This is a genomic window from Aureicoccus marinus, assembly GCF_002954325.1.
Lineage (GTDB): Bacteria > Bacteroidota > Bacteroidia > Flavobacteriales > Flavobacteriaceae > Aureicoccus > Aureicoccus marinus.
The window spans coordinates 849,152-861,596 of the sequence record NZ_MQVX01000001.1 but is presented as its reverse complement, the minus strand read 5'-3'; the positions used below and the strand labels follow the sequence as shown (position 1 = coordinate 861,596).

10 protein-coding genes are annotated in these 12,445 nt (G+C 46.5%); 9 read left to right on the top strand and 1 reads right to left on the bottom strand.

The window, feature by feature from the left end; genetic code table 11:
* Positions 1-190 precede the first annotated feature (190 nt).
* From BST99_RS04045 to BST99_RS04025, 5 genes are read left to right on the top strand one after another with little or no spacing between them, the layout of a single operon-like run.
* Positions 191-961 carry a hypothetical protein gene (locus tag BST99_RS04045; protein WP_105000662.1) on the top strand — a complete coding sequence of 257 codons (771 nt, stop codon included), beginning with the start codon at positions 191-193 and terminating at the stop codon, positions 959-961.
* The gene (locus BST99_RS04040; protein WP_105000661.1) at positions 958-1,560 is read left to right on the top strand and encodes a hypothetical protein; all 603 of its coding nucleotides are present in this window, start codon (positions 958-960) and stop codon (positions 1,558-1,560) included. The genes BST99_RS04045 and BST99_RS04040 overlap by 4 nt, the downstream gene beginning before the upstream one ends.
* A gap of 1 nt (position 1,561) precedes the next feature.
* Complete coding sequence (locus BST99_RS04035) at positions 1,562-3,724, top strand: caspase family protein (protein ID WP_105000660.1); 2,163 nt, start codon at positions 1,562-1,564, stop codon at positions 3,722-3,724.
* Between the two features lie 20 nt (positions 3,725-3,744).
* The gene (locus tag BST99_RS04030) at positions 3,745-3,981 is read left to right on the top strand and encodes a PGDYG domain-containing protein (RefSeq protein ID WP_105000659.1); all 237 of its coding nucleotides are present in this window, start codon (positions 3,745-3,747) and stop codon (positions 3,979-3,981) included.
* 17 nt (positions 3,982-3,998) lie between these two features.
* Positions 3,999-5,111 (top strand): TIR domain-containing protein, encoded by a 1,113-nt coding sequence (locus BST99_RS04025; RefSeq protein ID WP_105000658.1) that lies wholly within the window; start codon positions 3,999-4,001, stop codon positions 5,109-5,111.
* Between the two features lie 25 nt (positions 5,112-5,136).
* Here BST99_RS04025 and BST99_RS04020 read toward each other — a convergent pair whose 3' ends face one another.
* Positions 5,137-5,769, bottom strand: coding sequence for a GntR family transcriptional regulator (locus BST99_RS04020; RefSeq protein ID WP_105000657.1), 633 nt, complete (start codon positions 5,767-5,769; stop codon positions 5,137-5,139).
* Positions 5,770-5,846: 77 nt separating this feature from the next.
* Here BST99_RS04020 and treF point away from each other — a divergent pair, with 77 nt between their 5' ends.
* The 4 genes from treF (at position 5,847) to BST99_RS04000 (ending at position 12,401) form a co-directional block, all read left to right on the top strand.
* Positions 5,847-7,436, top strand: coding sequence for an alpha,alpha-trehalase TreF (treF, locus tag BST99_RS04015; protein WP_105000656.1), 1,590 nt, complete (start codon positions 5,847-5,849; stop codon positions 7,434-7,436).
* Positions 7,426-8,382, top strand: coding sequence for an EamA family transporter (locus tag BST99_RS04010; RefSeq protein WP_105000655.1), 957 nt, complete (start codon positions 7,426-7,428; stop codon positions 8,380-8,382). The genes treF and BST99_RS04010 overlap by 11 nt, the downstream gene beginning before the upstream one ends.
* 57 nt (positions 8,383-8,439) lie before the next feature.
* Complete coding sequence (locus BST99_RS04005; protein WP_105000654.1) at positions 8,440-9,240, top strand: hypothetical protein; 801 nt, start codon at positions 8,440-8,442, stop codon at positions 9,238-9,240.
* Between the two features lie 128 nt (positions 9,241-9,368).
* A complete protein-coding gene (locus BST99_RS04000; RefSeq protein WP_105000653.1) occupies positions 9,369-12,401 on the top strand; it encodes a WD40/YVTN/BNR-like repeat-containing protein in 3,033 nt (1,010 codons plus the stop codon).
* The last annotated feature ends 44 nt before the right edge of the window (positions 12,402-12,445 follow it).

The window sequence follows — 12,445 nt, the reverse complement described above, 5'->3', positions numbered from 1 at the left end:
GGCCTTCGAAGATCTCAGCTTACAATCCAATCCCAAATTAGCTATCCTGAGTGAACGTGCACCCACCTGGTTAAGTCGCGAAATCAATAAACATCAACTGGCAGAATCCTATGATTATCCCAGCTTTTTAAAAGAATACCAAAGCATTGACGGCCTGGATGAACATGCGATCCGAGAAAAATTCAATCGCATGCCACACCGCAGGCTGATCAAAGGCAGTTATTCGGAAGAAGACGGAAAACTCCACCTGCATTCCGAAATCAAAGACCGAAGCTCCCACAAGACCCTTAAAGTTATCGAAGTGGACGTACCTGTAGAGGAGATGTCCAATGGGGTCAAACAACTGACAGAGCGTGTATTGGGCTGGTTAGCACGGGAAGACAAGAAAGAGCTTAACCTGGAACAGAATCCGATTTCTTATCGGGCCTTTTTACACCTGGAAAAGGCCAAAGAATTCTACCACGATTCTTCTATTTTTATGGGGGAGTTGGAAAAAGCCCTCGAAATTGACCCGGATTATTTTGAACCCAAAATTTTGCGTGTCGGGTATTACTTCAACTTACAAGATCTGGATCGGGCAGACAGCTGTTTGAGGGAACTTGAAAACTCCATTGAAAAATGGGACAGCCGGCAAAAAAACCTCATCCTGCTGTATCGCAGTCTGCTCCAGCTGGATTATGCATCGGCCTATCAGCACATGAAAGAAGAGTACTTTTTGGCTCCAAGAGACTTGCAAACCAATTCGTCAGTCATGTCCATGGCACTCTTTTACGTCAACAAGCCCTCGGATATAGAGGCCTATTTTGAGCAGATCCCGATGAGTAAAGAGGAGATCCGACAAAGTGACTTTTGCCGAGATCGCCTCTATTTAAGAGCCTGGTCCCAAGTGCTCAACAAACAGTTTCATGCGGCCTTGGACCTTTTACGCCCTCATATTCAGCTCCTGGATATCGCCGTTTGAAGGAGGTCTTTTTAACTGCCTTAATTCGCTCAAGACAGTTCAAGAAAATCGAAGAGGCCGTAAAGAATTTTGAACTTCTGGATCAAACCGAAGCCGAAACCCTGGCCAAGCTTTACCTTAAAATGGGTACGGAATTCCTTTTGATCAACGAACCCAATAGAGCTCGACTTTATTTACAGCGTATTTCTCGTTTACCCTCCAACAGTATCCAAAGTCATACCCGGGCTTCTGCACTCTTTTATTCAGAGGACTATTCAGCATTTCTAGAGCTTTACTTGCAAGAACGCGAAAAGGACGTGGCTTGGACCGGTCAACACGAAACTATTTCTTGGCAGGCTATAGCCCTTACCAAAATGGGTAGGCTCAAGGAAGCGGAAATGTTGTTTGACGAGCACAAGGAGCAGGCCAATAGTGCTGTATCTTATGCCGAAGCCCAGTTCCAAGTCATTGCGGGTCAAGAAGAAAAAGCCATGAAGCTCTTGCGGACCGCTCTTGATCAGGGGCATTATTACACCCGTTCGAGCTTTGCCAATGATCCCTTACTCGACAGGCTACACAACCGATCAGATTTTCACCAACTATTGCGATTAAGACATTAGTATGCAGGAATTGAGTAATGCCTACGCTTTGTTAATCGGGGTAGGTGCCGATTTACCGATTACTGCCGCTGATGCCCAATCCCTTTATGATCTACTTGCAGATCCAAAGATTGGGGGGTATCCGGCCGATAATATCGAATTGCTAACCGAAGAGAAGGCGGATCGTCAGCATATTCTTCAGGCCTTTGATCGACTTATCGAAAAGGTGGATGAAGAATCCTCGGTACTGTTGTTTTACTCAGGACACGGAGGCTATTATCCGCCCTGGCAACAGTTTTACCTGGTGCCTCATGGCTTTGATGCAGAGGGCTATGAAGATACTTGGGTCAAGGCAGAAGAACTGCAAGAAAAAATCAAACAGCTGTCGTCTAAACGCTTGGTATTCTTCTTGGATTGCTGCCACGCCGCAGGGATCGGACAGCATTTCAAAAAATCAAAATCCAGTACCGTCAGTGCTGAGGGTTTAGCCCAGCAGCTGGATGATGGGGGAGGAATGTCCATCATCTCTTCCTGTCGCGAAAACGAGTCTTCCTGGATCCTGGACGGAGATGATCACAGTTTGTATACCCTTTGTCTACAAGAGGTGCTTCGGGCAGAACATAAAACCTACTTCAATGAACCCTTTATTCGGATTTCTGAAGTCATCCAATACTTATTTCGCAAGGTTCCTGAACGCAATCCTTATCAACGACCCTACGCCAATCTGCAGATCTATGACGATTTTATTGTCAGTCAACTTCCTGCTCAAAAACAGGTTTATTTAGAAAAGACCATTCCAATCATGGAAAATGAAAAGGAGGCGCCTGTTACGGTTTTCCGGGAAGAGGAGGGGGCTCAGGGGGTTATTCTTTTCGTTCATGGATTTTCGGGAGAGGCCTCTGATAGTTTCGGCCAAATTCCTCATCTGCTCATGGAGGAAGCCGAACTGATGAATTGGGATCTTTTTCCGGTTGGCTTCAGTTCCTTCGTCGAACCGGAACAAGGCAAAGAAATCTGGGCCAGTACCTCTGACATTGAACGTATTGCGGATTATTTGGCAACCAGTCTTCGGTACCGCTATGCCAAGTACAGCCAAATTGCTCTTTTAGGTTACAGTTTGGGAGGGCTTGTGGTTCAAAAATCCATAACCCAATTGGAAGAACCCGAAATCCGCAGAATTTCGCACGTCATGCTTTTGGCCAGTCCTAATGGAGGAATTCCGGAAGAACAGGCCGAACAGATCTGGAACCGCAAGTACAAGGACCTGGCTGCCAATCAACCCTTTATTTCAACCATGAGGGCCAAATGGGCTGCGCGCTTCCCCGAGCGTTATCCTTTCCGCCTCCATGTGGTTGCTGGCACACAAGACCACGCCATTTCTTTAGAATCGAATTTTGGGCCTTTTCAAGATAAGGAGTGCGTAACCATTGCAGGAGATCACCTGAGTTTACTCAAAGGGGAGAACCGAGAAAACGACGCATACCAATTAATCTTTCAAAGCCTGAACAACAAGAAGTTCTTTCATCGGTATACCTCCCAGGAAGAAATCGAGGTTACCCTCGGTAAATACCGCAAAGTGGTAGACCGCCTCTTGCCCCGAGCTGACGATTTAGACGTTCGTTCTATGAAACAGCTGGTATTTGCCCTCGAAGGGTTGGGCCGAGTTGACGAAATCATGGACCTCTTAAGGGAACATCCCTTGGCCCAACGCAATACGCACTTGCTAGGACTCATAGCCGGGCGGCTCAAACGCAAATATTTAGAAACCCTTTCTTTTGCCACAGCCCAGGAGTCCTTTACCTTTTACGAAAAAGGCCTGGAACTGGCTCAGAAAAGAGAAGATTGGTCAGAAGCTTACTACCACAGCATCAATTTAGCATTCTTATCGCTGCTCGCCTTTGAAGATCCGGTCGATATGAAAAGACATGCACGCGAAGCTTTGGACTTGATTGAAAAAGCAGGGGAGGAAGGACTATGGGTTGAGGCCACCAAGGCGGAGGCCTACCTCTACCTCAAGGAGGAAGATCAAGCCCGGGCTCATTACGAAGCTGCTGCACTTTTAGGCGGGCTCCGAGAAAAAATATCCATCCACACCAATGCCTATCAGGCCTTTATTGGATTAAGCGGAAATGCGGATGATCAACAGCCCTTTCTTCAATTTCTTCACCAGCAGTTTTTACGCTGATATTTTTACTATTTTTCGAAATGCTTAAAATCAACCGGAAAAAGGCGGAAAAGCTGGATTTCAAACAGGCCATCAAAAAGCCCATACCTGTTGGATGCATAAAAATGGACGAAGACTTTGAAGTCGAAACCATGGAAGGCATCATGCGAGGTAAAAAAGGAGACTGGCTGATGCGCGGGATTGAGGGAGAGCTCTATCCCTGTGATGCCGAGATTTTTGAGAAGACCTATATCCTTCTTGATCCGGATGAAGAGTAAATCGTAAACTACCTCACATGACTAGCGAAACCCTATTTTTTAGTTACTCCCGTGACGACTCTGAGTTTGTCCTGCGATTGGCCAACCAACTGCGCGGTGCAGGGGCATCTATCTGGCTGGACCAATTGGATATTGCACCCGGAAATCACTGGGATAGCACCATAGAAGAAGCGCTACAAGCTTCTGGCTACCTCTTGGTTGTACTTTCCAAGACTTCCGTGGAGTCCAATAACGTAATGGATGAAGTTTCCTTTGCGATGGAGGAAGACAAAAAAGTAATCCCCTTACTCGTAGAAGATTGCGAAATTCCATTCCGACTTCGTCGACTTCAACAGGCCGATTTCAAAGAATCCTATCGTGCAGGTTTAGAGCAATTGATTCAGGCTTTGGACTTGAAAGAGGAGGTGACTCATAAATTATTGGACGAAAAAGGGAACAATCAGCCAAAGAGCTCAGAGGAAAACACAAGAACCGAACCTGTTCTAGCCAAAGAACCAACAGAAAACGTTCAAGTGAAGGAACCGGTGATGGCCTTTTCAACGGGTTCATCAGAACGCCCCAGCTATGAGGCTTCTTCAGAGTCCTCTTACCGACCTAGAAGAAAGTCGAGAGGTTGGGTACTGCCTCTATTCCTTCTTATTCTGATTCTAAGTGCAGGGGCGGCAACCTATCTGTGCGTTATTCCTGATTATCTGGGTCTTAGCGAATTGGTTGGTAGCAGCTGCCAAAACGAAGCAGATCAAACGGCCTTAAGTCTCTGTGCTGATTTGCAGAGCGTGGACTGTTATACGGCTATCATCACCAGCGCCAGCAGTTCTAATCAGGATATCGCTAAAGCCGATGCCGCTGTACGCGAAAAGCTTTCTGAGGAGGGTTATATACAATATTCTGAATCTGACGGAAGTGCCCGTTATTTTGACCAATTGCTTGGCGATCCGGCTAAGGAACCGGCTGCCGGAGATCTGCTTATTGCTACAAGAGCTCGAAATGTTCGGGATGGTGTCATCGGAGTGGACGAAGTGGCCGAACGCAATGGTGATGTTATTGACGAAAAAGAGTTGATCGTTGTTTCGGAAGCCATTATGAGTGGCACCGCCATTTGGATTAAAATCAACTATACCAACGATTAATTGAATAAGGTTTCAAAAGGATGGCTCAGTTTTTCTGGGCCATTTCTTTTTTGACATGGTTCAGCACAATCATCCAGTTCATTTTAAGAATCAAAGCCGCCGTGGGCAGGTTGTCTTCTTCAATAGCCTGCACAATGGCTTCTTTCTGGTTGTCAATATGCTCATAAAAAGAAGGTTCGGTAACAAAGGCCTGCTCATAGAACAAAACCCGAATTCGTAAATCCTGGATAATTCCCAAAAGGACCTTGTTGGTGCATTTACCCGTCAACAGGTCATGAAAGGTATAATGCGCATTAAGTCGACTGAGGTAGGTATGGGTCTGTTCTAGATTGCGAAGTTGCTTTCGAAGCTCAGTGGTATCTATTTGGTCAATTGCCGTGTCTTCCAGGGCCATCAGTTCCAATTGAGCGAGGGTTTCGAATAACTGCTCTGCTTCCTTGGCTTCCATTTTGCTAATAACAAAGCCTCTATTGGGCAATGCTTTGACAATACCGGCGTGTTCGAATTGACTCAATGCTTCCCGAATAGGAGTTACACTGATCTTGGTTTCCCGAGAGAGGGAAGCCAGGTTAATGGATTCACCAACGCCCAAGCGGCCTTGCTGAATTTGCTCCAACAAGTACGTCTTCACCTGATCTCGTAATATACTGCGGTCCATGGATCATTAAAGGTATTGGTTTCCTGTATAGTTCTAAAGGAAAGATTCTATCTTTAACGTACTATCCAATTTGCTCTATGAAAAAACGATGTGTACTCACTGCTTTTGTTCTTTTGTTTGTGGCTTGTAAGGAGGAACCCACTCCGACAACTATTGCGGATCAGTACTACGAAACAGAACTGTTTAAGGCGGTTCAGCTGGAGGGATTCTTTCCGGATTCCAAAACCTTTGTGGACTACACCCCAAAGGATTCCTTTGCCCTGCTCGAGAAGAAATACCTGGAGCTACGCGAAGAGAAGGACTTTTCACTGAAAGCGTTCGTAGAAGAGAACTTTGAGCGCTTCCCCGCCTTACCAGAGATTGCTGCTAATGACACCCTTTCCGATATGTATGCGCACATTGAGCGCATGTGGCCAAGACTGCGCAAAGAAGCTGATGTTCCAGAAGCCCATTCGAGTAAAATCGCTTTACCCAAGCCCTATATCGTCCCTGGGGGTCGCTTCCGTGAAATCTACTACTGGGATTCCTACTTTACCATGGAAGGCTTGCTGGTGAGTGGGCGGTATGAACTGGCCGAAAGCATGGTCGAAAACTTTGCTTTTTTGATAGACTCCCTTGGATTCATTCCCAATGGAACCCGGGATTATTACCTCACCCGCTCTCAACCCCCTTTTTTCAGCTTGATGGTGGATGCCATTTCTCGAGAAAATCCAGCACAGCGCCTGCGCTTTTTACCACAGATGCTTGCCGAATATGATTTTTGGATGCGGAAAGACAGCCTGAACGAAAGCTGGGGAAGCTCGACGGCCAGTCGTTATCGGGTTGAATTGGCTGATGGTGCTGTACTCAACCGCTATTGGGATTCTGGAGATACACCCAGACCAGAATCATATCGAGAGGATCGCGAATTAGCCGAAATGCTCTACGATGAGAAACAAAAGAAACAACTGTACCGTGACCTTCGAGCTGCGGCCTGTTCGGGATGGGATTTTAGTTCCCGTTGGTACGGTACCAAAGGAAAATTTTCGACAACCAAGACCACCCGTATTTTACCGGTAGATCTGAACAGCCTGATGTACTTCATGGAAATGCAAATCAGTAAAGCCTATGCTGATCAAACCAAGGTTGCGGAAGCGACCCAATTCAAAGCAAAAGCGGAAGCCCGTAAGGCGGCCATTCAAAAGTACCTTTGGTCAGATGAAGGCTTCTTCCTGGATTACGATTTTGAAGATGAAAAATCCATGCAGGAATGGACATTGGCCGCGGTTTATCCACTCTATTTTGAGCTGGCAACACCTGAACAAGCCGCCCAGGTGCGCGCTACCTTAATCAAACAGTTCTTAAAACCCGGTGGTCTTCTTACCACGGTAGATCATTCAGGTCAGCAATGGGATGCCCCCAACGGCTGGGCGCCTCTTCAATGGATGGCCGTTTATGGTTTGTTGAACTACGGGTATACAGACGACGCAACTCTCGTTGCGGACCGTTGGCTCAACATCAATGAGAAAGTCTATGCGAATACAGGGAAAATGATGGAAAAATACAACGTGGAAGACCTTAGCCTGATTTCGGGGGGAGGGGAGTACCCCACCCAAGATGGATTTGGATGGACCAACGGAGTTGCCCTAGGCTTTAAAAAGCTAATGGAAAAAACCAATGAGCAGTAAACCGCAAGCTTCGTCAAACAACCTCCTTGTAATCCTTGCTTTCGCTGCGATTTACATCATTTGGGGCTCGACCTACTTACTGAATAAGATTGCGGTTCTTGAACTGCCTCCCTTTATGTTATCTGGTTTTCGCTTTACAGCGGCAGCAGGTTTAATTTTTATTTGGGCAGCCATTTCGGGTAAGCCGTTAAAAATTAACAGAAGACAAGCGCTGAATTCCCTATTTGCTGGTTTTCTTTTTCTATCCATAGGCAATGGCTTTTCCGTTTGGGCCTTGCGTTACTTAGACAGTGGATTTGCAGCCCTTGAAATCTCGGCTCAACCTTTGGTTATTCTATTGATGATGTGGGTCTTACAAGGTAAACGCATCCAACCTCAGTCGTATGTGGGGGTGCTTTTGGGGGTGATCGGAATGTACCTCTTGGTGAGTCAGCAACAAATCCTAACGCAGGAATATGCCTGGGTGGGAATGCTTCTCATTTTAATTTGTATGATCAGCTGGTCTTATGCCAGTTTATTTGTAGCCAAAGCCGAACTCCCTAAAAACTTCTTGGTCAACACCGCTTACCAAATGCTTTGGGGTGGACTCCTGTTGATGGTCATGAGTACGATCGCAGGGGAGCAGTGGAGTAGTCCGGTGACTTGGAGTACTGATGTACTCTGGGCCATGGGTTTACTTGTCATCTTTGGAAGCATTATTGCCTTCACCTCTTTTAATTTCTTATTGCGTACCGTTTCTCCCGAAAAGGTGGCGACCAGCACCTATGTCAACCCCATTGTGGCCTTGATTTTAGGGGCTTATTTCTTAAACGAAAAGATCACCCTTCAGGCTGGTATGGCTGCACTAATCCTGCTATCAGGTGTTTACTTCATCAATACCAAAAAAAAGATTGTCCTGTTTTCTCGCTTTAGAACCAAAAGACGTTTGAACGAGAAAAACCACTAAGGTATACGATTCGATGTCAGTACCCGTTTTACTGGGGTAACCCAAACAACGATAACCATGTCTTTGAATAAGCAAATCACTAAAAAAGCATTCTTTTTTGCCTTTATTGGACTTTTCGTCATCGGCTGTAGTGAAGAGGAGACTCCGGATTTAGGTGTAGAAAACGGGCAGGAACTGACGAGCCAAGAAATGGAAACCATCCTGAATGCAGATGACCTGACTTCGACTGTGGACGATGTGCTTTCTGACCTCTATATTGGTGGTTTTGCCACAAAACGTGCTGGTGAAAGAGCGAAGAACGACTGCTATGAAACCACCTATACTGAAAACGGCTTTACGGTAACCTTTACAGACTGCTCTGTTGAAGGGTCAGAAACGCTCAATGGTACCGTTAATGTTTTCTACGAAGAGAACCAAAATGGGGCGAGTTTTACCGCTACTTTCACAGACTTTATGGTTGGTGAAACAACGGTAAATGGAACACGCCGCATTACCCTTAATGGGGAACAAAGCGAAACCAATATTTCGTTCACCACAACTAGTAATATTACGGTTACTCTGGAAGATGGCAGCGTTATTACAGAAAACGGAACCAAAACCTTTACGGTCGTCTTTGAAGAAGGAGAAGATACCCTCTTTAACCTGCAAGGAAACTGGACTATTACGGAAGGTGAAAACACCTTTACCATTGCCGGAAACATTTCGAAGCAGTTCAACTGTGCTTACTGGTCCTCTGGAACCATGAATGTGAGCAAGAATGGACTCTCTCTTGATGTAGACTTTGGAGACGGGACCTGTGACAAAAAGGCCACAGTAACTTATCCTAATGGCGCTACCCAGGAAATTACGCTTGACTAATCAACGCTCCTAACGATACTTCAAAAGCCCGGATTAACCGGGCTTTTTTTGTGTGTAGACCCTATTACCCTAGTAATTTGAGACCTTTAATATTCCCTATCTTTAAGGGTTTATAAATCATTTCCCTTATGAAGCTCACTCGCGTTCTTTTCTTGATGCTTTTTTCTTTGTCCGGCCTCTGGTGTATGGGTCAGGAAGAATCTTCCCAATTGTCAACAGCGAATTATGAATCTTTGCAGTATAGAACCGTAGGACCTTCTCGAGGTGGACGTGTGACGACTGTTACGGGAGTAGCCAAAGAGCCCGGGACCTTTTACCTAGGGGCTTCCGGAGGAGGGGTATGGAAGTCCCTGGACTACGGCACCACCTGGAAGAATGTTTCCGATGGTTACTTTGATACACCTTCAATTGGAGCCATCAGTGTCGCTCAAAACGATCCGAATATTGTCTACGTGGGAACCGGTTCAGACGGGCTCCGCAGTAATGTTATCAGCGGAAAAGGGGTCTACAAATCCATCGATGGAGGTAAATCCTGGAAGCATATCGGCCTTAGAAATGCCGGGCAGATCGGGGCGGTAGAAATCGATCCCAACAACAGCAATATCGTGTGGGTCGCTGCCATCGGGAATGCTTTTACCAGCAACCTGGAGCGGGGAATCTACAAAACAAAAGACGGAGGAGAAAACTGGGAGAAAGTACTCTTTATATCGGATAAGGTTGGCTTTTCTGACTTGGAACTGCTGCCCGGAAATCCCAATGTGGTGTATGCAGCCGCTTGGAAGGCAGAGCGCAAGCCCTGGACGATTATTTCTGGGGGAAACCGGGATGAAGGCGGGATTTATAAATCCGTCAATGGAGGTCAAGACTGGGTGAGGCTGAATGAAGGTTTGCCACAGAATACGATAGGAAAAATTGATCTTGCGGTATCACCAGTTGATTCCAGCATTCTTTACGCCGTAATTGAAGCCCCGGAAGGAGAGCAGGGACTGTACAAATCCTCAGACCAGGGTGGTTCATTTACCCATGTCTCTGATGATATCCGCCTGGTCAACCGTCCCTTTTACTACACCAATGTAGAACTAGACCCGACTAATCCCGATATTGTTTACTCCAATGCCAACCCCTTAATCAAATCGACTGATGGCGGAAAAACCTGGAGAGTCCTGTCAGTTCCTCATGGCGATAACCATGATATCTGGCTCAACCCAAGTAACCCGCAACTCCTTATTCAGGCCAATGATGGAGGAGCGAACGTGAGCTTTAATGGCGGAGAAACCTGGTCTACTCAATTCAACCAGCCAACAGCTGAGCTCTATCAGGTCGAGGTCGATGACCAATACCCGTATTGGCTCTACGCAGGCCAACAAGACAATTACACCACCATTGCCGTACCGAGTTTTCCACCAAGTGCTGTGCAGAATCCTGGATCTGCCTGGATCATTAATACGGGTGGCTGCGAAACCGGACCTGCGGTCCCTAAACCCGGTAACCCCAATATTGTCTACGCCAACTGTAAAGGGCGGTTTGGAGTTTTTAATAAACTAACCGGAGTGGAGAAAAGCTACTATGTGGGAGCTTCGAATATTTACGGCCACAATCCTAAAGACCTGGTATACCGTTTTCAGCGTGTAGCTCCGGTACATGTTTCGCCCCATAACCCGGATGTGGTCTATCACGGCTCCCAGTTTTTGCACAAAACCGATTCGGATGGTTTTGAGTGGGAAACCATTTCACCCGATTTGACGGCTTTTGAAGCGGACAAACAGGTAATTTCCGGAAGCCCTATTACCCGGGATATCACCGGAGAAGAGTACTACAGCACCCTGTATTCTATTCGGGAATCCTCTTTGCAAGAAGGCTTGATTTGGACGGGGTCAAACGACGGAGTTGTCTCTGTGACCCGCGATGGTGGAAAAACCTGGTCAAATGTCACGCCTAAAAAACTACCCAAAGGAGGGCGGGTAGAATCCATTGCCGCCTCTGTGCATGATTTGGGCACCGCTTATATTGCTGTCGATCGCCACCTTTTAGGAGATGCAAAACCCTATTTGTACAAAACCACAGATTTCGGAAAAACCTGGTCGCTATTGACCAAGTCGGGTAGTGGAATCCCCTCTGATTACACCACCCGAGTACTGCGTGAAGATCCAGTGCGCAAAGGCTTGCTTTATACAGGTACGGAATACGGAATGTTCATTTCTATGGATGATGGCCAGAGCTGGGAAGCTTTTCAGCAAAACCTGCCCGTGACACCCATTACCGACATAAAAATTTACCGTGGAGACCTGATTGTCAGCACTATGGGCCGAGGATTCTGGATTCTAGACAATATTACGCCTCTACGAGATCAAGGCATCAGCTCTCTAGGGGCTAAGCCTCATTTATTCGCTCCGGATAAAACCATTCGTTACCGTTACCCGTTGGTACGTTCTTCCGGGACTTTTCCAGCTTATCCAAGAACAGCGGTCTATATTGATTACTATCTGCCCGATAGTAAATCAGAGGTGCAGTTGGATATACTAGACAAGTCTGGGAATACGGTGGTCTCCATTTTTAGTGGGAACTCCCTACTCAAATCATCCGTCGAAGAGGTAGAAGACATGAATCTGAGTACTACTTTCCGCTATGTAAATACCCGATTAGAAAAGGGTAGGGGAATGCACCGATTTGCTTGGGATCTGCGCTCTAAAGGTCCGTGGCACAAAAATAGCAGAAGGCGATACCGCAATGGGCCCATGGTCCTTCCGGGACAATACACGGCTCGTCTGACTGTAGGGGAGCAGCAAATGGAACAATCCTTTGAGGTTTTGGCCGATCCACGTGTAGAGGCGGAAGGATTGACCTTGGACAAACTGCAAGCGCAAGGGGAGTGGCAACAAAAAGTTATCTCTTTATTGAGCGAAGCTCGCCAGCTTCAGGATCGACTAGAAAAGGACCTCAAAAAAGCCAAAGGAAGTTCTGAGCGTCAGGAAAAACTGAAGAATGTGCTCAACAAGCTTCGAAACGCCAAAGGCGCTTATCCACAGCAAATGCTGGTCTCACAGATATCTTATCTCTACAATATGGTCGGAAGAACCGATCAGAAGGTAGGCAAGGATGTGCAAGAGCGATATGAGGAGCTTAAAACCGTACTGGAAGAGCTAAATTCATCCCTCGACTAGTTGAAATAACACTTCAACGCCCGAAAATAGATGGTAATCTGTAT